The organism is Ignavibacteriota bacterium, assembly GCA_016716225.1.
In the GTDB taxonomy this organism is placed as follows: domain Bacteria; phylum Bacteroidota; class Ignavibacteria; order Ignavibacteriales; family Melioribacteraceae.
Genome location: JADJWT010000001.1, coordinates 3,317,815 through 3,337,689, shown reverse-complemented (window position 1 = coordinate 3,337,689; position 19,875 = coordinate 3,317,815). Strand labels below are relative to the sequence as shown.

Here is a 19,875-nt window from a genome sequence, read left to right as displayed (position 1 = left end):
TTCACTTTAACAAAAAACTTAAACAAACTTTCTAACTTTAAATTTGCACAAAACCCAAGCCGGAACGGCGGTCGGGTAGATTTGCTTGTTATATGGCTTTTTATTAAAGGAATGTAAAACCAATACCTATATTCATTGTTGCTGCAAATAGTCCTTCTTTATAACCAAATTTATTTTCATACTGATATCTTAATCCAGCAGAAATAAAAAAATGAATGCCTTTATTTCTTAATGATAGTAATCCAACATTAGCTGAAATAATTTGCCCCTTAAAATACGCTGGTTGAAGTTGTTCCATAAAAGTATAAGTGCAATTTAGAATCATTGGCCAAAGTATATGATAATTTAATCCAAAACTTATTCTTCTTTGCGAATCAGTAGGAACCAAAAATAATCCAACATTTCCACCATAAGACATTTCAATTGAGTATTTATTGGATAACATAATTGTACTTCCTACATATGATCCTTTTGAATAAGACATTCCAGCGTTCACATCAATTTTGGGATAGATAGATTTTTCAATATTCTGTCCAAATGAAACTGTAAACAGAAAAATTATTTGTAAATAAAATATTGTTACTAACGTTTTTAGCATAATATTTTGATCTCACATTTTAGCCATATAACGGCGTGGCAAATAACCCGTCCGCCAAAAACAACAATTTTATTAAATAACGATTGATTTATTTAAAGAGCAGTTTTTAATTTTCAGTAACAAAAACTGCGACTCACTTTTTTAAATTGTTCTTCACTTTAACAAAATACTAAAAATTACTTTCTAACTTTTATTTTGCACAAAACCCAAGCCGGAACGGCGGTCGGGTTGATTTGTTGGTTATGCATTATTATTGTAAAATTATCATTTTTTTTGTTGTAATAAATTCATCAGTGCTTAATTGATAGAAATAAATACCGCTAACCAAAGTTGAAGCATCAAAATTAAGTGAGTATAAGCCTTGGGGTTTATATTCGTCAACTAAGGTTTTAATTAATCTTCCAAGACAATCAAATACTTTAATTGTAACATTACTTGCTCGACCTAATTGATAATTTATTTTCGTTGTTGGATTAAACGGATTAGGATAATTTTGTGAAAGTGCAAACAAATCTTGTTTCTTTTTTTCATTTATTACTTTTGTTATATTTGAAATTTTTCGGTACCAAAGACCATTCTCCACAGCACCTAAAAATAGATTATCTCCAGAAACAGCAATAGATAAGATATACAAATCTGGTAAATCATCTGTAATTTCTTTCCACTTGTTTTCATTTTCAAGTAAAACATATACTTTTGAACCTGCTATAGAAAATAAGTAATTTCCATCTGAGGCAAAACTATGAATAGAAAAATCTCCAATTCCATCATTTAATGGTAACCAGTTTAATCCAAAATCTGTAGAATAATAATTTCCTGATTTCTGTTCTTCATAAGTTACTCCAGCAAAGATTTTATTATTAAATAATATCATACTTTTTATGTAACTATTAGACGGTAAACCATTATTCAACTCATGCCAAGTTTCTCCATTGTCTGATGATCCATAAACTCCAATTGTACTTGTGCCAGCAATAATAAATGAATCGATTGCAATTAATGACCGAACACTTAATACACTACCTTCTTGCCAAATGTCTATCCAATTGTTGCCATAATCAGTGGATTTCCATACACCTTGAAAGCTAAAATCACTTGTTGTTCCAGCATAAATATTATTCCCATATTGAGCCATTGAAGTTACTCCAATACCATTATTAAAACATTTTTCCCAACTTATTCCCCAGTCAGAAGTTCGATAAATATTGCCTCCTTCATATCCATCACCAGCAAAAATATAATTATCCGAAATAATAAAAATATTTGGGTGATTTGCATTGTTACTATAACTTTCTTTCCATGTAGTACCGTAATCTTTTGAATAGTAATAATTAACAATAACACTATCCCCAAAGTTTTTGCATCCTAGAAAAATTACACTATCCTTTGCGGAGATAGCAGTAATGAATAAATCTTTATTAATTAGGTCCGACTGCACCCATTGACAATTTACAATGGATTGTATTGTGAGAGAAATGATGAATATTAATTTATATTTGTTCATTAGAACTTCCTTAAAAATTTATACCCCATTTGCAAAAATTCCAAAAAATTTCAAAATTTTGAATAATTTAAAATGTATTTACATAGAAATATTGTTAACATTTTTTCGATCTGTTTAATGCATAACGGCGTGGCAAATAACCCGTCCGCCCTAAACTACAATTTTATTTAATAACGATTGGGAAATTTTACAAAGCAGTTTTTAATTTATCTTTAGCAAAAACTGCGACTCACTTTTCTGAATTGCACTACATTTTAGCAAAAAACTAAAATTTACTTTCAAACTTTCTGTTTACAAACCAAACCTAAATTAGCGAAGCGGTCGGGTTGATTTGTTGGTTATAAGGTTAATTTATTCTTAGAAGATATTCCCAATTTTTATCATTTTTATAATATTTCAAAATAAAATATCCAGTATTTATACTTTTTTTTAACAATTCCATTGTATAACTACCAGGTGAAAATTTTTCATTAAATATTACAGAAAGTAGCTCTCTATTTTTATTTAACAATTCAAGTTTTACAGCATCACAATCTTCAACCACAAATTGAAATGTTTGACTAGGTGAGAATGGATTTGGATAATTTTTTGAATCGATTATTGGGACAGTCCAAATTTTTATAAGTTCGATTCCTAAACTTGAATCTGCAGTTACTATTTCGTGATCATCTGTATTAAAAACTATAAAGTTAAGATTTTGCTCTGTTAGGTTATAAATTCTATACTTATAATTTTGACACCAGACAATTGTCGATAGAAAATATATTATTAAGTATAAATATTTAAATTTCATTTCTAACCTTATAACGGCGTGGCAAATAACCCGTCCGCCCAAAACAACAATTTGACTTAATAACGTATGATTTATTTTAAAGAGCAGTTTTTATTTTTCATCAACAAAAACTGCAACTCACTTTTCTGAATTCTACTCCACTTTAACAAAAAACTTAAAATTACTTTCTAACTTTCTGTTTACAAACCAAACCCAAATTAGCGAAGCGGTCGGGTTGATTTGTTGGTTATGTTGTTATTGAATAAATACCCTTGTTCCAAATCCAATTCTAAAAACATTTGTTTCATTATTACTTGAACCATAATCAGAAGAAAATTCTCTATTATTTATACTGTAATTAATACTGCCTTCAATAGCAAAATAATTTGTAATAAATAAATCTAAACCTAAAGTAGCTGTAAAAGAAGACGATGTAACCTCATCATCATCACTATCAATATTTAATGAATATCCATAATCTAATCCAATAAATGGATTAATATTATTTTTTGTAAAATAATACCTTACCTCTGGTCCAATTCCATACGAAGAATTTGAAAATCCATCATTTGATACGTAAGAATAAGATAGCATAATTCCAGTATAGAGATTATCAATAAAAAAATAACCAAAACTAGGATACATCCATAAATGACTAGAACTACCTTCATCTTCAGAATAGTGATAATAACTAATTTCTCCACCAATACTATAGGTATTTTTTGATACTGGATTTTGCGAAAATATAACAGTTGAAAATGCCAAGAATAAAATTAAAACAAATGATTTCTTCATATTGACCTCATTTTAGTTTTTAGTACCTATCTAATTTTATATAATTTAATTTCAAATGATATGTATTTAATTATGACCAACAACATAACGGCGGCGCAAATAACACGACGCCCTAAACAACAATTTTATTAAATAACGAATAATTGAATTACCAAAGCAAAGTTTAACTTGTCTTTAGCAAACTTTGCGACTTCCCTTTTTTAATTGTACTTCACTTTAACAAAATACTTAAAATTACTTTCTAACTTTTATTTTGCACAAAACCCAAGCCGGAACGGCGGTCAAGTTGATTTGCTGGTTATACTGCATTTATTAAAAATAACTATTTTAACTTTTATTCTTCTTTAATCATACTTTTGATTTAATTTTGTATTTCATTTTTAGAAATTTCTGGAGATGACAAATAATCTTTAATCATTTCATAAGCAATAAATGATCTTGGTAGATTCAAAATATTGTTTTCTTCTTTTGTCAAACTTCTTTCTAACTTTTTCTCAGCAATTTCAATAATCATCTTTTTGAATTTTCTTTCGATTCCCATTTTTTTTACTTTTATTCTTCATCTTCCCAAAGTGCAACTGGTACTGATTTATGTAAAACTTTCTTTAAACATTTTATGTGTGTGAAAATATGCTGTGTTCCGCCATCTTCAAGGTTAATAGTAATTCCAACTTTTCTAATATTTTTTTCAATCTTTTCTCCACAAATTCCACAAATTGCACTATCCTTTTCCTTAATCATAATTTTTCCTTTTTGCAGTATAACGGCGGCGCAAATAACCCGACGCCCTAAACAACAATTTTATTTAATAACGAATGATTTATTTTAAAGAGCAGTTTTTAATTTACATTTAACAAAAACTGCGACTTACTTTTCTAAATTGTACTTCACTTTAACAAAAAACTAAAATAACTTTCAAACTTTTATTTTGCACAAAACCCAAGCCGGAACGGCGGTCGGGTTGATTTGTTGGTTATACAACTTTTAAATATTAACTAATGTTTTTGATTATTAGAATTTCTAAATTCTTAAAAAAATAATTAGTTTCATTACTAAGAAAATCAAAAAGCCCTTGCCAATGATTTTTGATAAGACCTTCAATGTGGTCTAATTTTTTATTTTCTGTTCCTATATTTAATTTTTCTTCAACTAAATATAGATTTTGTTCGAAATCCTTAAATGAAAAAAATGGAGATAAAAATGAAGCCAAAGAATTTTCCATGTCACCATATATTCGATATCCTTTCCAACTCTTTAGATATTTAATACAATCAGTTGAGTTAGTATTATAATCCATATTTAAAAGGTTAATATTAATTTTATTTTTTAATAATATTTCATCACGGATTTCTATAAAAGGTATCTTATTATTTTTATTTTCATCACCAAGTTGAACATAATTAAATATTTTCTCTGAAATAAATTTTCGATTAATTTCATATTGAACTAATATGAAAGCAATTGTAGCAGTATCGTTATTAATAATATCGTCAAATATTGAATTCTCAGAATTAAAATAATAATTAAATCCTTCCCACAAATTTTTTAGATGTTTGAATTTACTTTTATTTAATAATGTATTTAAATTCATATTTTCTCACAAGTTGTATAACGGTGTGGCAAATAACTTGCCGCCCAAAACAATAATTTTATTTAATAACGAATGGTAAAATTACCGGAGCAATGTTTAATTTTCTTAAAAAACATTGCGACTTAACTTTTAAAACATTGTTCCACTTTAACAAAAAACAAAAATAAAATTTCCAAACTTATTTTTTACAATTTCCGCCGAACCAGAACGGCGGTCAAGTTGATTTGTTGGTTATATTTTATTAAAATTTCTTTTAACTGAAAAATGAATTTCTTATTATTTGAGTAATATAAAGGGACTCCTTCACCATTGTGTTTTTTTGCAAAGACAAACCACCCAAGCCAAATTCCATTTATACTATGACCAACACAAAATTCATTTACTTCATCAAACTCTAAAATTCTTGGCGAAAATCTATATTTAATTTTATTATTTAATGAAATTAGTTTTAGTAATGTAGAATGAAATTCTAGAGCTATTGAATTTTCTTGATAATTAATTGATAAAGATTTATTCTTTTTTATAAAAATGTAAAGAAATGATAAGTTCAAATATGAGTAAAATAGAATTACAAGCCAAAATGGGAAAATATCAGTTGCCATAGTTAAAATAATATTAAACATTATTGTAATTAAAAATAATGGCATTATATAAAACCACAAATTAGGAGATAAGAATAAAATGTTATTTTTTAATAATACTTTATCATATTTCCATTCTCTTTTTAATTCTACTATTTCTTGTTTCATTTCATCTAACATAAAATATAACATATATAATTAGGCGCCAAGCGCCGTTAATTAATTTTTCTGTTATCAGAAAATTGTTTTCTGTTATCAGAAAACTTTTCTTATATCCGAAAACTCGGTTTTCTTATATCAGAAAACTTTTTTATCATTTATTCTGTCTTCTATTCCTAACTTTTTTACTTCTTTAAATTTTATTTCCCACACTTTTTTATCTAAATTCCACTTCCCGCCGGCTTCTTTTACACGTGTCCTTAATTCCTCTTCCTGATATTCTATCTTTATTTCAACTATCTTTTCAGCTTTTTTTCTGCTTTGGCTGCTTTCATAAATTCCGCTTTCTTCAACTAATTCTACTGTTTTATACTTTACTCTTTTTTCTGAATCATATCTGTATCTTATATATAATAATTTTTCACCATATTTTTCAACCATGCTTTTTGTCCCTGGTTGCCCCGCCGTAAGTCTTCTATATGTAACCGATTTTTTCAAATTTAATTATTTGTTATTACAACGTATCAACGGGACTCATTATCCCAAATGCACCTTTATTTATTATATGTGTGTAAATCATTGTTGTATTTAGTGATTCATGTCCAAGTAATTCCTGTATAGTTCTTATATCTATGCCTCTATCTAATAAATGTGTTGCAAATGAATGTCTAAAAGTATGGCATCCTGCACTTTTTTTAATTCCCGCTTTCCCCATTGCCGTTTTTACTGCTTTTTGTATTGCGCTCTCTCCTAAATGATGCCTTCTTATTACTCCACTTCTCGGATCTTCTGATAATTTATCTGCCGGAAATAAATATTGCCAGCCTATTTCCGTGTTTGCATTCGGATATTTCTTTTCTAAGGCAAACGGTAAATAAACTTTTCCATATCCTTTTTCTAAATCTTCTTTATGTTGAATCTGTATTTCTTTAATTCTTTCTTTTAATGCTGATTTTACTATTTCTGGTAAAATTGTAATTCTATCTTTATCACCTTTGCCGTTTCTTACAATTATTTGATTTAGTGAAAAATCAATATCCTGTACTCGTAACCTTAAACATTCAATCAATCTTAATCCGGCACCGTAAAGTATATTGCTTACTATCCAATCTATTCCGTTTAAGTTCTTTAATACTGCTCTTACTTCATCCTTGGAAAAAACTACCGGTAATTTCTTTGGCTTACTCGACCATACCATTTCTTCCAATTCGCCGACTTTCTTTTTCAATACTTCTTTGTAAAGAAATATTATTGCACATAAAGCTTGGTTCTGTGTAGATGCTGCTACTTTATCTTTAACTGCTAATTTTGTTAAAAATTCCCGTATTTCCTTATCACCCATTTCTAGCGGATGTCTTTTATTGTGAAATATTATAAATCTTTTTATCCAATTTATATAAGCCTCTTCGGTTCTTATGCTGTAATGTTTAAGTCGTAAATAATTGATTACTTCTTCAATTAATTTCGGCTTTTTTTCTTGCATTCCTACCTTTTCCTAATAAACTTTATTTTTTAATAATCTTATTAAAACTAAAACTTATAATTTAAATTAAAAGAATATATTTTAATTCTCAATATATTTTCTCAGTTATTCTAAATTCATTTACTATTATATTTCAATAATAATACTAATTATCTTTAATCGGAATAAATACTGCTTCGCCAACTAACCTACATTAATAATTATTTTATAATTTTAACTTAAATCTTAAATATAATATAAGAGAAAAATATCTTTTTGTAAATACGTATAAGTACGTACTGTAAGTATAATTACTTACAAAGTCATTATTTTTGTGGTCAAAATTATACGCTTTTACAAAAAAAAAGCCGAACTTTTCATATCCGGCTTACTCACTTTGCTCTATTTTTTTCCTTTTCTATTTTTAATTCTTTATTCTTTTTCCGTCTTTTAAATTCCTAATTTCTAATTCTTAATTTTTACTTTTTACTTTTCACTTTTTATTTTTCACTTTTTACTTTTTAATTTTTAATTTTTACTTTTTACTTTTTAATTTTTTTCCCACTGAATCCCCACTGAATTACAACTTAATTACAATTGAATCACTTTTCCCTCTCACACCGCATCACTACTGAATTTCCACTGAATAACTACCGAATTACTCTTTCTTTTTTCACTGAATCACAATTGAATAACTACCGAATTACATTTTTTCTTTCATTTCACCTTTCACTTTTGACTTCTAACGACTTAATAACTCCCTTCACAATCTCATCCAAAACCTTAACAGCCTTATCATCCCATGCCGCTTCGCTGTCCGTTGCAAGCTTGTTTAACTCATCAAAGGCAATTTCCCAAACATAGTTTAATAACTTTGCCAACCCAATAATTGCAATAATGTTTTTTAATATTTGTTGCATTTTTCATTCCCCCTTATTTAAGTAGTTTAACTATTGTTTCAAAGTCCCATCCAAAAAACCACATCGCAAATAACAATGTAGGTATTATGAATAAGAGTTTATATTTTTTTGTCATTTTCTTTATTCTTCCGAATTCTACAAGCGCATCAATTCCGGCTTTTATTTCTCCAATGCTGTAACCGTTAAATATTTCCTTTAACGCATCAACTGGGTTTTCCAATTCACCGATTGTCTTTTGCTGTATTCCTTTCATTATATATCCGTTTTTTTTCACTTTTGCTTTTTCACTTTTTTTTCATCTTTACAACTGAATGACTATTAATGACAACTGAATGACTATTAATGACAACTGAATGACAGTATTCTTTTTCCCATTTCAACGATTATCATTTTTTTTTATTTCTGTTCAATTTCTAATTCAAAATCTGTTTCTTGTAAATTGTACCTTCTTACAAAATAATCTTTGGTGAACTTTACGCCCATTTCTTTTAATGTTTTATCCCTTTCTACTGTCGCATCAACAATTCCTTCTTTTTTCTCAAGAACAATCTTTGGATATTTTATTTTAGTTCCATAATTGAGAATTACATAATATTCTATCAGTTTGTTTATAGCACGCTCAACAATTTTTTTATCTTGAAGTCCAATCATTTCAAGCATATCTCTATGGATTTGCGCAGCTTTATAACTTCCGGTACTTCCTATTTCTGTTGTTAATGTTACTGTTAATATTGCTTTGGATATTTCTATGTTCAAAGTCTCAATCATATTTTTGAACAAATCACCGGCATTGTATTTCTGACTTTCCTTAAATTCCAATCCTATTTCTTCGCTTAACATTCCAACATGATCATTTAATAAATCAATAAGATTCTGTTCGATAATTAATTTTTGATCTTCTGTTGCATTACTTGGATGCCTTGCAACTATATAAGGGACGCCGTGTTCGTTAAGTAATTTCTCCCAATTATCAATCGCTGCTTTTTTAAAAGTAATGGGCCAATAAACTTTGGAAAGTAATTTCTCACCGTAAGGGTTTTGATACGTTGCTTTATGCTGAGATAAAATAAATTTGTATTCCGGTAATGTTAAACCTTCTTCAAAAACGTAACTTCCGCCGGTTATTTTTCTTAACTTCAATTCATTTTCATTCGAGTAAATAAACCATTCCACTGGTTTCTGATTTAATTCAATGGGTGTAATTTTATTATTAATAACATCATATCTAATTTCCTCAACATCAAAACCAAATAAAGTACAATCTAAAATCTGATCAATTGCCTTATTGATTTGAATTCTTTCTAAAACTTCAATAATTTCATTTGCTAAATCTTCATAATCATCATTATCTAAAGTCCAGCCCATTTGATTAACTTGTGCTTTTCTCTGCTGAATCGTGCTCCATAAATGCGGATCACTCAATAAATTTCTGTAGATCGAATAATCAAAACCATTATCCTGCAAAATTTTATCGGGATCTGGTATTGTATATTGTAACTTTTTCCACCACTCCACCTTCTCCGCAGTCGCAAAATCCTTCTTAATAATTATCTTCGGCAATTTATTTTTTATCCCTTTTTCTTTTTTTTCTTAATCTTATTCTTAATCTTAATCTTTTTTTAATTTTTTCTTTTTGCTCTTTATCTTGATCTTTCTCTTATTCTTTAATTTTTAATTGTTTTTTTTCATTCATTCTGACTTCAGAATTCAGAATTCTGTCTTCTGCTTTTTCCCTTTCCGTCTAAACTTCTCCACGTTTCACTTTTCACTTTTTCCTTCTTACTCCTCTTCACTCATCACTGATCACTAGTCACTTTCTGCTTTCATCCTCTCACATTCCTAAAATTCCTTTTCGGTTTTTTATATTTTATAATTCTTGCAGTAATATCAGCATTCTCTTTTTGCTTATTCTTTATGTAATTCAAAAATTGCGTGATGGAATCAACCTGATCGTCAAATTGTCCGTTTGGAAATTCTTCGCATTCATCAATAAAATCTTTTTTCCATCTTGCGTTTTCATCAATGAAGATTTTCCCAATTTCTATTAGCGGTGTAACGGCATTGGCTCGTGCAATTTTATCACCATCGACCTTTATCTCTTTTATTGGAAGTAATGATTCACTTTTTAATTCTTGAATTAAACTCGTTCCGCTTGCTTTATCTTCAATTAAAATTTCCTTCGGATCATATTTCATAAAAAGTTGAACGGCAATTCTTTTTAATTCCGGGAATGTTAATCGCTCTCTGTAAACATCAATTAAGAATATTTTATTTTTTGTAATAGCCCAGGTAGTACAGACAGAAAAATCATTCTCCTCATTTTTTTTGAATGCAGTGTCCCAGCTCTGATAAATTCCGGTTATGTTTTCTGATTTATAACTTTCATTTCTGAAATATTGCCACCATTCTTTTTTAATGATTGCGTTTTCCGTTACATCAATAAACTTTCCGTATATTTCTTGGTCCCTAATTGATGAAGCAATTTCTCTTTCCAACTGCTTAATTTCATCAACATCAATAAGCGGATTATCATAAGTCGAGAATTGAAACAACTCCCAATCTTTTTCAACTTTGCATAATTCCGAAAGTTCATAAAATAAATGCTTTTCACCTTTATGTTTCTTACCTTTTGGTGTACCGCCGATTATTACATCGGCTTTATAATCCATTACCATGGGACGAATAGATTCAATCCACAATTTTCTATTTTTTAATATTATTCCGGCTTCGTTTAGAATTATTAAATTATATCCAAAACCTTCTATGTTTTCCGGTCTATCTGCTGATCTAAAATCACAATATGAATCTTGTATTTCCAATATTGATTCTTTTTTTCGCCATCTCCAAAATTCTTTCGGAACATTCTTTAACACGGGAAGAAAATATCTTTCTACATATCGCTGAATATTTGAATAAGTCGTATCAACCCAAAGAGCTTTAATGGTTTCATCAAACATTTTTTCAATGAGAAAATTTGCCATACCTTTAGTAAGCCCGAACCTTCTCCCTTTTGTAATTACCTTATATCTTTTCTTCGAATCAAAAAATATCTTGAGTTGATTTTTATGGTAATTAATTTCAATCTGACTAATACTTTCTTCTTCCATTCTCTTTTTATTTCTTGTTCTTAATCTTAATCATATTCTTTTTTTCTTTTTTTTTCTGTTTTCACGTCTAAACATTTCAACGTTTTTCTTTTTCCATTCTTAATTCCTAATTCATAATTTCTTTTACTTTTTTTCATTCTTAATTTTTCTTTCCTTTTCTTACTCTTAACTTGCCAGCTGCAAGCTGGTCTTAATCTTAATCTTCATCTAATTCCTCATTATTAATTCTTAATTTTTAACTAATCTTTAATCTTATTATTCTTTATAAATATTCTGCTGGTTATACTTATTTACTAATCCTATTGCAAAATCATAACTTCCGCCATTTTCAAATGAATCTTCATTATCTAGTTTAATATCTATTACTAATCTTGGTCCGGGATAAACAGTTTCGATATTATATTGTAATTTTGAATCCCTATTTTGATATCCAAATGCTATTATTCTATCGTTTGCATAACTGAACAAATTATTTGGGAAAATTATGTATAACTGATCTTCATAATATTCAATGTCCAGTATTGGTCCAATTGTATTATAGTATATTTGCACATTCATTGATGGAGTATCTTCCCATGTAAATCTTCCAACCAACATTCGTAAATCCGGCACTTTAACCATCTGCATTACGCCATTTACAATTTTACTCACATATTTTTGACCTTCATCGGTTGGCACATCTTCAACTAATTCTTTTCTTCTAACACCAACCTGACTAAACATTGATACTTTTCCCATTTTTTTTCTCCTTTCTTCTAATGGATATATTTTAAATAATTCACTCCAATTTGAAATATTGCTTCCTCTAATTGCTCTGTACTTTATAAATCTTTCTTCCGAATCACTAAATTCAATTATTCTTTCTCTTTCACCTATGTAATTATTTTCTTTTAATATTTGATATTCATATTCAGTTGCATCTCTAACAATATCACAATTTACTTTTACTTGGTAGTCTTGTAAATATTCTAGTTCTATTTCTTTTGGCTCATCAATAAAAATTTCTGTTTGGTAATTTATTGCGTCATTGACATTTATTATTCCGTTTATATTTTTTGTTTTATTCGCTAAAAATCTTGCATCTTGTAAATTACAATTTCTTAATTCGGCTATTTTGAATAACTGTCCGCAGATGTAACCATTGCTAAATGAATCCTTGTTTTGTGTTGAATCTTTAAATTCAAATTCGCCGCCTTGCAAATCTTGTAAGCTTTCGGTAACGACTAACTGCTGTATTTGTTCTGCATAACTTGAATGAGTCGGCATGAATATCATTATGTCTGGATTATTTATTGCCAATTGTAAAAAATTTGACAATCCTTCATAACTGTAAATTATTGCATCATAATTATTATCTCTTGCATAATCCAAAATCGCTTGATTAAAAATTGTTATTAAATAAATATCTGCATTAATTCCACCGCCGTTTATAAACGCAGTTTTTACTGCGTCTGAATGCGCCGGTTCAAGTGCATTAGTATGATAAATTATTAAAGCCTTCAAATTCTATTTCTTTTATTTCTTACTCTTAACTTGCCAGCTGCAAGCTGGTCTTAATCTTATTCTTAATCTGCTTTTATTTTTTTTAATACTTTTTTCAATCTTGAAATCTTGTAATCTTGAATTTTTGGATTTTTCACTTTTTCCTTTTTCTTACTCTTTTTTTTTATCCCGTCATTGCGAGAGCTTTTCCGAAGCAATCTCTCTTTTTATTTTTTTTCATTCTTAATTCTTAATTCCTAATTCATAATTTTTTTAATTTTTTCATTCTTCATTCCTCATTCTTAATTCTTCATTCAAAATTTCCTTTACTTTTTTAATTCATAATTCCTAATTTTTTTAATTTTTTCATTCTTCATTCTGTCTTCTGAATTCTTAATTCATAATTCCTAATTTTTCTTTCAAATCTTTTTTACATTCTTCATTTTTTCTTCTGACTTCTGATTTCTGAATTCTTCCGTTAGCTAACGGATTCTGTTTTATTTGATTTCTTTTTTAGTTATTTCCAATTTCCGCCTTCCGTTTTGTTCCATTTTATCACTTTGTTTTAGCCAATTCTTTCCTAGCCAGATTAACATAATATCACTTCCTTCCATCGCTCTCTCATATTGCTTATCCGCTATTTTTAACTTTTTTTTTTGGAATTCCAAAATATTTTCATGTTCCCTTTTTTGTAAAAGTGCGGAAAATTTATTCCTAATCGTCTTCTCATCAACACCTACTAATTTCGCTATTTCTCTGCCGGAAAGCCCAATCCGTATGTATTCCTCAACCTTTTTATGATTAATTCTCTTTTTATTTCGTCCACTCATTTTAGTGCGGATAAATGATATTTAATTTTACGTATCCGCTATTTTTTTTACTTGTTTAATTCTAACTTATAAATTATTTTGGTTATATTCAAACAATTGGCTAATATTAAACAGTTTTTCGAGGATAAAATGAATAAAGGTATTATTAACATTTTTGATCACATTTCAAGTTTTGGCATTTCTTCTAAAACAATTCTTTACACTCTTGAAGATTTCAAATCAAAAAATATTTCTGAAATTGAAGTTCGAATTAATTCAGCCGGAGGTAGTTTATTCGAAGGCTTCTCAATCTTTAACCAATTACGCGATTTCGGAAACGTAACTACTATTGTTGACGGAATCGCAGCTTCAATTGCTTCCGTTATTGCTCTTGCCGGAAATAAGATCTTAGCTTACAAAAATTCCTACATGTTTATTCACAATCCTTGGAATATCGCAATCGGTGATACAAATGATTTTCAAGACCAATCAAACAATCTTGGGAAATTCCGGGATACGCTAATAGATATTTACAAAGCAAAAACCGGTTTGGATGATGAAAAACTTAAGGATTTCTGTAATAAATCAACTTTCATTAACGCCGATGAAGCTCTTGCAATGGGTTTTGTTGATGATATTATAGAAAATTATAGGACGGAAAAATTTGTCGCTTTTAATTCGTCAATTCTTGATGAATCCGGAAATCCTTTGGAAGAAATACCACTATCTGAAGAGAAAAATATTAATTCATCCTCCCCAGAATCCTCAGCAAATGATTTGTTATCTGTTGTTACAAATCTTAAAGAAGATTTTACAAATTTAAAAGATGATCTAACCAAACAGCTTAATTATTCCGTTCAGTTAAAAATTGATATCGCAAAATTTGAATCATCTCTTAATGATAAAATTAAATCCGGTTCGCTTACTCCCGCAGTAAAAAATTCAATAATGGATATTTTGCAATTTATAAATGCGGAGCACGATTCTGATCCGCTAAATCAGACTAAAATTCTTTTGTCAAAATTTGATTCGCTTATTGATCAATTCCCAAATATGCTTTTATTGGATGATTTCGCAAAAAATCTCGGCAGTTCTAAATCTGAGTATGAATATGATAACTATGAAGTTGATGCTGAATCTTTTGCACTTCATAAAAAAGTATTGGCGTTATCCAAGGAACAGAAAATTTCTTATAAGGATGCGCTTCTAAGATTAATGAATAATTAAAACATAATTAAATATGAGGTCCATATATGGATGGAACATTAAAACAAAAGAGAGTTAACGACGCCGTTCTTACTGAATTAGCTAGAGGCTACTCTAATGCCGAACATATCGGTACTAAAATTTTCCCAATTGTTGTAGTTTCTAAAGAAGGCGGAAAAGTGCCTTTGTTCAACAAAGAAGCTTTCAAAATTTATAATACTGAAAGAGCAATCCGTGCAGCTTCTAATCAGATTTCTCCCGAAGGTAGAAGTACTGTTGATTTTGTTTTAACGGAGCACGATCTTTCTTACCCAATAGATTACAGAGAATTAGACGAAGATGATATTCCTTTAAAAATGCATGCTACTAATGTGGTTTCAAATGGCATCAATTTACGTCTCGAAAAGCAAATCGCAGATTTACTTCAGAATACTGCTAATTATCCGGCAACTAACAGAATTACTCTTACTACCGGAAGCGGTTTTAATCAATCAGCTTCAAATCCTATTCAAATTATTGACGATGCAAAAAATGCTGTCCGTGCGCAAATTGCAAAATATCCTAATGTTGCTGTTTTGGGAGCTATTACTTACATGGCTCTTAAAAATCATCCGTCTATTGTAGATCGTATCAAATACACAATGAATGCAGTTGTTACCCCGGATTTGTTACGCCAATTATTAGGTTTTGATGAATTATTTATCGGCAATGCTGTTTATACTAATGATACAAATGTTAATGCCGATTTGTTCGGCGATTTTATGGGTTTGTATTACCTTCCAAAAGCACAGACAAATGAAAAGCGTTCTTATTATGAACCATCTTTTGGATACACTTTTAAGAAAAAAGCTTATCCTTCAGTCGATACTTTTGACCGTGATGGAAAAGTTTTGTTTGTGCGCTCGACCGACATATTCCAGCCTAAAATTGTTGGACCGGATGCTGGTTATTTAATTAGTAATACGGTGATCTAATATGAAAGTAATAGAAAATTTCGTTCATGATGGAACAATTTATAAAATCGGTATGGATTTCCCTGGAAGTCCAACCGATGAATTATTACCGTTCCTTGAAAATTCATCTGCAGATATTCAAGACGAGAAAGTTTTAGAAGAATCTGAAATAATTGTTCCGGAAACTGTAAATGAAAGTTCATCCGAAATAAATAATTCCGTTTCTGCTGAAGTACTTCAATCTAAAAAGAAATCAAGAAATAGATAATTGAAAGAATTTCCAAAAATATTAATCGTCGGTAAAGTTCCAACAGATCCCAGTGATAAAGATGAACCAAAAAATCTTGTTTATGCTGAATTGGAAAATCAAATTGTTCAAGGGTTTCAAGAACTTCAAAATGTTTATTATAACCGCAATAAATATATCGAAAGATATTATTTCGGTTATATTGATCTTGAAGAAGCTCTTATTTATGCACTTAATAATAAATTTTCAATAGTAGTATTGCCTTATAATTATTTTAATTCTGCTGATTTGCTGATGATAAGGCATTATTTCCCTTCGGTTAATTTAATTTTTGGTTCGTGTAATTCTTTAACTAATTCACATTGTAATATTTTACCCAAATTGCAGATAGTTCAATTTGTTTCCACCGGAACATTTCCCCATGAAAATAATTCGTATGGTTATAATTGCGATTTCTGGCTTCCCGATACAATGTCTCCGCGCGTATTTGATGGAAATGAATATGCTCAATCTTCACCCGGAAGAATTGCCGGCTATATCGCTTATTTAATGTATGAGTATAATCTTTCCTTTTGGGATGCAAGAGTTCTTTTAATCTGTTCTACCTATCCAAATTCTTATAATTCATTAAATGAAAATACTTTTAGCAATCATTGGACGGAATTAAACGGATTTGGTCAGCCGTCATTATATTCAGCGACTTGGGTATATGACAACAATCATTTTTTCTATGCGCGTAATCCCTATTTACTTTATAAATTAAGGACAAAAGATATGCAGACAGAACAATCAACTTTAATCACTTCGGTTTTAATGCCGGCAGATAGAACAAAAAATTTATTCATTGGTTTAGACGGTGCTTTGTGCGGAAACGGTGCCAAAGCTCTTGGTGTGTTAAATGCAGATACTCAAGCAAATGATTACGGACCGGTAATGACATCCGGTATTGCTCTTGTTGTTTCCGGCGCCGCTGTTACACTTGGTGCTAAAGTTCAATCAAATGCAAATGGACAAGCAATTGTTTTCGCATCCGGAGAATTTAACGGATTTGCTTTAGATGCTGCCACCGGAGCAAACCAGCTTATCAGAGTTTTATTAAAATAAACATTGCCATCTTAGTTAATTGCAGAAACTTGGTATTTGACATCTCGTCATTACCAAGTTTTTTTCTAATTCCTAATCTTACTCTTAATCTTATTCTTAATCTTATTCTTAATCTTATTCTTAATCTTATTCTTAATCTTATTCTTAATCTTATTCTTAATCTTACTCTTAACCTGCCTACCGGTTTACGTACCGAAGGTATGTAGGAAGGTCTTACTCTTTCTCTTTTCTGTTTTAAAATCTTTTGTTTAATTTTATTTCATTCTGTCTTCTGTTTTCTGAATTCTTAATTCATAATTTCTTTTTCATTCTGTCTTCGCTTTCCGTTTCCTTTCCCTATCGCATTATTACTAATAACAACTGAATTACTTTTTTAAAATAACTAAAACAATAAAAATTATTTTTATTAATATTAACATTATTAAGTTAATTTTTATTAATTAAATAATATTTATGACTTCTACTTTATCAATTAACTCACTTGAAGAACAAAGAATTAATTTAATTATAAAACGTAATAATTCATCCTTCCCTCATTTATTTATTTCTGATTATAATAGTTATTTTCTTACAGCTCTCAAATTTAATAACCCAAATGTCGCTGAAGCATTTTTACAAGAATTTATTGATGAATTTAAATATGCGGTTTCAAAAATCGGTGCATTTGGAACTGATATTGATTTTATTGCTAATATTGTTAATCAGCTTAAGGAAATCTTTGATCAAAGAATTTTGTTTATACCTCTATCATTCCTGAAAGATGAAATTTTAAAACTTCAGAATGAAGTTATAAAACTTGGGAACATACTTGATGGAAAAGAACACAATATAACTCAAGACCAAAAAGCTGCTTTTCCATTGATTTACAAAAAAAGCAATCATGGATTTTATGGAATTGTTGAATCAGTTACAGTTAGAATAAATAAATCGTCATCATCTAATAAATTTATTATAGTTCCTAGTGAAAAGAAGATAGAAGAAAATATTTTTTCACAATGTAAAAATTCTTGGGAATTGGCTGTTTCAATCTCTAAAAGATTTGTCAAAAAGACTAACGAGTTTCATGAGGTAATATTAAGCTTTGATAAGAAAGAAGGATTTTATGAAGGTAATTCACTAGGAATTGCATTAACTTTTTCATTTTTGGAAGAAATACTGAAATTTTATAATCCTACCTATACGATTAATCTAATTGGTAAGATTGCGTTTACCGGCGGAATAAATACATGCGGTGAAATACAAAAATCCGGGAATGAGATAATAGAACAAAAAATAAATACTTTATTCTATTCTGATTCCCAAGTTTTTATTTTTCATAAAGATGATGAGATTCATGCGAAACAAACACTGCATTTGCTTAACAATAAATATCCGAATAGGAAATTACGGATTGAATCTTTTGATAATATAGAAGCAATTCTAAACCGCCGTGATTTAGTTGAAATTAAAAAACAAAATCCTATCATCAGAAGCACAAAATTCATTAAAAAGAATTGGATTAGTGCCGTTTCTTCTTTAATATTATCAATTCTGTTTGCTTATTTATTTGTTGTTGATTGGGATGATAATCCTTATACATTTTATGCTGATGGTAATTCAATTTATATAAAAAATAAGAATGGGCGTACAATATGGTCTTTTAAGTCCCATGCAAGTCCATCATCTTTAAAAACAAATTATGCTTGTCAATTTGTGAAAATTGTTGATGTAAATAATGATGGTTCAAATGAAGTGATTTCTAGTCTTCCAGATTATTCAATAAATAAAACAGCAAACACACCAAATGCTGTAACATGTTTTGATAAAAACAAAAAAATTATTTGGACTTATCAATTTAAAGATACAGTGAAAACTCATACTGGTCATATTGCTCCGGATTACGGCGGTTATAGTATTATTGATACAACAACCTTAGGTGGAAAAAAATCCATTTTTTTAGTTTCATCCAGTGTAAATTCCTTCAGTTCTGCAATATATGGTTTAGAGTTAAAAACTGGGAAAAGGTTACCTGGTACATTTTGGGCATCTGGTCACATAGTTGATGGTATGGTTAAAGATATTGAACAAGATGGAAAAAAAGAAATCATTGGTATTGGTTATGATAATGGATTTGAAGATTTAGTTTTTTTTGTTTATGATCTTGATACTTTAAAAACGGTGCGTCTAACATCTGCCGAATATTTGATAAGCAATTTTCCAGTAAGAAAGATGAAAGCGTATATTCGAATTCAAAAAACAGATTATGATAAATATATTGGTGTTAGAACACCAACTTTTAATATTGGAAGTTTTTATGAAAAAGAGGAAAGCCAAAAATTTTGTCTGGCAACATCGATAGGTTTAAACCAAGAAGAACCAGCAATTGGTTACGAAATAAATCCTAATTTAAAAGATATAGATATTGTAATTACTAGTACTTATAGAGTAAAAAGAGATTCACTCGTTGTTCACGGCAAATTAAAACTTCCATTTACTGATACAGAAGAATATTGCAATATTTTAAAATCCCAAATAAAATATTGGAACGGCAAAGAATTTGTATCTCGAGAGCAACTTCAATAATTTTACAGTCTCAAAATTACAAA

The 19,875-nt window shown here is 29.1% G+C and carries 21 protein-coding genes; 5 read left to right on the top strand and 16 right to left on the bottom strand.

The features are described 5' to 3' along the window. Positions 1 to 103: 103 nt before the first annotated feature. The 16 genes from IPM32_14400 to IPM32_14325 all read right to left on the bottom strand — a co-directional run bounded on the left by IPM32_14400 (position 104) and on the right by IPM32_14325 (position 13,801). On the bottom strand, positions 104 to 598 hold the full coding sequence (locus IPM32_14400; protein ID MBK8946443.1) for a hypothetical protein: 495 nt from the start codon (positions 596 to 598) through the stop codon (positions 104 to 106). A gap of 250 nt (positions 599 to 848) precedes the next feature. Beyond that, positions 849 to 2,102, bottom strand: coding sequence for a T9SS type A sorting domain-containing protein (locus IPM32_14395; GenBank protein ID MBK8946442.1), 1,254 nt, complete (start codon positions 2,100 to 2,102; stop codon positions 849 to 851). 346 nt (positions 2,103 to 2,448) lie between these two features. Then, positions 2,449 to 2,895, bottom strand: coding sequence for a hypothetical protein (locus IPM32_14390; protein ID MBK8946441.1), 447 nt, complete (start codon positions 2,893 to 2,895; stop codon positions 2,449 to 2,451). 234 nt (positions 2,896 to 3,129) lie between these two features. Further along, positions 3,130 to 3,669 carry an outer membrane beta-barrel protein gene (locus tag IPM32_14385; protein MBK8946440.1) on the bottom strand — a complete coding sequence of 180 codons (540 nt, stop codon included), beginning with the start codon at positions 3,667 to 3,669 and terminating at the stop codon, positions 3,130 to 3,132. A gap of 361 nt (positions 3,670 to 4,030) precedes the next feature. Then, positions 4,031 to 4,210: a hypothetical protein gene (locus tag IPM32_14380; GenBank protein ID MBK8946439.1), complete on the bottom strand. Its 180-nt coding sequence runs from the start codon at positions 4,208 to 4,210 to the stop codon at positions 4,031 to 4,033. Between the two features lie 11 nt (positions 4,211 to 4,221). Next, positions 4,222 to 4,410 (bottom strand): hypothetical protein, encoded by a 189-nt coding sequence (locus tag IPM32_14375; GenBank protein ID MBK8946438.1) that lies wholly within the window; start codon positions 4,408 to 4,410, stop codon positions 4,222 to 4,224. A 250-nt stretch (positions 4,411 to 4,660) separates the two neighbouring features. Beyond that, entirely contained in the window at positions 4,661 to 5,260 is a 600-nt protein-coding gene (locus tag IPM32_14370) for a hypothetical protein (GenBank protein ID MBK8946437.1), read from the bottom strand. Positions 5,261 to 5,445: 185 nt separating this feature from the next. Then, entirely contained in the window at positions 5,446 to 6,009 is a 564-nt protein-coding gene (locus tag IPM32_14365) for a hypothetical protein (protein ID MBK8946436.1), read from the bottom strand. Between the two features lie 129 nt (positions 6,010 to 6,138). Next, positions 6,139 to 6,441 (bottom strand): hypothetical protein, encoded by a 303-nt coding sequence (locus IPM32_14360; GenBank protein ID MBK8946435.1) that lies wholly within the window; start codon positions 6,439 to 6,441, stop codon positions 6,139 to 6,141. A gap of 73 nt (positions 6,442 to 6,514) precedes the next feature. After that, on the bottom strand, positions 6,515 to 7,483 hold the full coding sequence (locus tag IPM32_14355) for an integron integrase (GenBank protein MBK8946434.1): 969 nt from the start codon (positions 7,481 to 7,483) through the stop codon (positions 6,515 to 6,517). Positions 7,484 to 8,184: 701 nt separating this feature from the next. Next, positions 8,185 to 8,382: a hypothetical protein gene (locus tag IPM32_14350; protein ID MBK8946433.1), complete on the bottom strand. Its 198-nt coding sequence runs from the start codon at positions 8,380 to 8,382 to the stop codon at positions 8,185 to 8,187. A 13-nt stretch (positions 8,383 to 8,395) separates the two neighbouring features. Beyond that, a complete protein-coding gene (locus IPM32_14345) occupies positions 8,396 to 8,635 on the bottom strand; it encodes a hypothetical protein (GenBank protein MBK8946432.1) in 240 nt (79 codons plus the stop codon). A gap of 143 nt (positions 8,636 to 8,778) precedes the next feature. Next, positions 8,779 to 9,942, bottom strand: a complete 1,164-nt coding sequence (locus IPM32_14340) for a DUF935 family protein (protein MBK8946431.1) — start codon at positions 9,940 to 9,942, stop codon at positions 8,779 to 8,781. A gap of 263 nt (positions 9,943 to 10,205) precedes the next feature. After that, positions 10,206 to 11,489, bottom strand: coding sequence for a phage terminase large subunit (terL, locus tag IPM32_14335; GenBank protein MBK8946430.1), 1,284 nt, complete (start codon positions 11,487 to 11,489; stop codon positions 10,206 to 10,208). A 255-nt stretch (positions 11,490 to 11,744) separates the two neighbouring features. Further along, positions 11,745 to 12,992, bottom strand: coding sequence for a hypothetical protein (locus IPM32_14330; GenBank protein ID MBK8946429.1), 1,248 nt, complete (start codon positions 12,990 to 12,992; stop codon positions 11,745 to 11,747). Between the two features lie 476 nt (positions 12,993 to 13,468). Next, a complete protein-coding gene (locus IPM32_14325) occupies positions 13,469 to 13,801 on the bottom strand; it encodes a hypothetical protein (GenBank protein MBK8946428.1) in 333 nt (110 codons plus the stop codon). 129 nt (positions 13,802 to 13,930) lie between these two features. Between IPM32_14325 and IPM32_14320 the strand changes: the two genes are divergently transcribed. The 5 genes from IPM32_14320 (at position 13,931) to IPM32_14300 (ending at position 19,852) form a co-directional block, all read left to right on the top strand. Then, a complete protein-coding gene (locus tag IPM32_14320) occupies positions 13,931 to 15,007 on the top strand; it encodes a Clp protease ClpP (protein ID MBK8946427.1) in 1,077 nt (358 codons plus the stop codon). A gap of 26 nt (positions 15,008 to 15,033) precedes the next feature. Further along, complete coding sequence (locus IPM32_14315; protein ID MBK8946426.1) at positions 15,034 to 15,960, top strand: hypothetical protein; 927 nt, start codon at positions 15,034 to 15,036, stop codon at positions 15,958 to 15,960. A gap of 1 nt (position 15,961) precedes the next feature. Beyond that, positions 15,962 to 16,207 (top strand): hypothetical protein, encoded by a 246-nt coding sequence (locus tag IPM32_14310; protein ID MBK8946425.1) that lies wholly within the window; start codon positions 15,962 to 15,964, stop codon positions 16,205 to 16,207. Beyond that, positions 16,208 to 17,290, top strand: a complete 1,083-nt coding sequence (locus tag IPM32_14305; GenBank protein MBK8946424.1) for a DUF2190 family protein — start codon at positions 16,208 to 16,210, stop codon at positions 17,288 to 17,290. Between the two features lie 453 nt (positions 17,291 to 17,743). Beyond that, positions 17,744 to 19,852 carry a hypothetical protein gene (locus IPM32_14300; protein ID MBK8946423.1) on the top strand — a complete coding sequence of 703 codons (2,109 nt, stop codon included), beginning with the start codon at positions 17,744 to 17,746 and terminating at the stop codon, positions 19,850 to 19,852. Positions 19,853 to 19,875 lie beyond the last annotated feature (23 nt).

Coding starts and splice junctions, on each gene's coding strand:
- IPM32_14365 (MBK8946436.1), bottom strand. CDS start 6,009: ATGAAACAAGAAATAGTAGAATTAAAAAGAGAATGGAAATATGATAAA.
- IPM32_14360 (MBK8946435.1), bottom strand. CDS start 6,441: ATGGTTGAAAAATATGGTGAAAAATTATTATATATAAGATACAGATAT.
- IPM32_14370 (MBK8946437.1), bottom strand. CDS start 5,260: ATGAATTTAAATACATTATTAAATAAAAGTAAATTCAAACATCTAAAA.
- IPM32_14315 (MBK8946426.1), top strand. CDS start 15,034: ATGGATGGAACATTAAAACAAAAGAGAGTTAACGACGCCGTTCTTACT.
- IPM32_14380 (MBK8946439.1), bottom strand. CDS start 4,210: ATGGGAATCGAAAGAAAATTCAAAAAGATGATTATTGAAATTGCTGAG.
- IPM32_14355 (MBK8946434.1), bottom strand. CDS start 7,483: ATGCAAGAAAAAAAGCCGAAATTAATTGAAGAAGTAATCAATTATTTA.
- terL (MBK8946430.1), bottom strand. CDS start 11,489: ATGGAAGAAGAAAGTATTAGTCAGATTGAAATTAATTACCATAAAAAT.
- IPM32_14390 (MBK8946441.1), bottom strand. CDS start 2,895: ATGAAATTTAAATATTTATACTTAATAATATATTTTCTATCGACAATT.
- IPM32_14400 (MBK8946443.1), bottom strand. CDS start 598: ATGCTAAAAACGTTAGTAACAATATTTTATTTACAAATAATTTTTCTG.
- IPM32_14300 (MBK8946423.1), top strand. CDS start 17,744: ATGACTTCTACTTTATCAATTAACTCACTTGAAGAACAAAGAATTAAT.
- IPM32_14395 (MBK8946442.1), bottom strand. CDS start 2,102: ATGAACAAATATAAATTAATATTCATCATTTCTCTCACAATACAATCC.
- IPM32_14385 (MBK8946440.1), bottom strand. CDS start 3,669: ATGAAGAAATCATTTGTTTTAATTTTATTCTTGGCATTTTCAACTGTT.
- IPM32_14320 (MBK8946427.1), top strand. CDS start 13,931: ATGAATAAAGGTATTATTAACATTTTTGATCACATTTCAAGTTTTGGC.
- IPM32_14375 (MBK8946438.1), bottom strand. CDS start 4,410: ATGATTAAGGAAAAGGATAGTGCAATTTGTGGAATTTGTGGAGAAAAG.
- IPM32_14325 (MBK8946428.1), bottom strand. CDS start 13,801: ATGAGTGGACGAAATAAAAAGAGAATTAATCATAAAAAGGTTGAGGAA.
- IPM32_14345 (MBK8946432.1), bottom strand. CDS start 8,635: ATGAAAGGAATACAGCAAAAGACAATCGGTGAATTGGAAAACCCAGTT.
- IPM32_14310 (MBK8946425.1), top strand. CDS start 15,962: ATGAAAGTAATAGAAAATTTCGTTCATGATGGAACAATTTATAAAATC.
- IPM32_14350 (MBK8946433.1), bottom strand. CDS start 8,382: ATGCAACAAATATTAAAAAACATTATTGCAATTATTGGGTTGGCAAAG.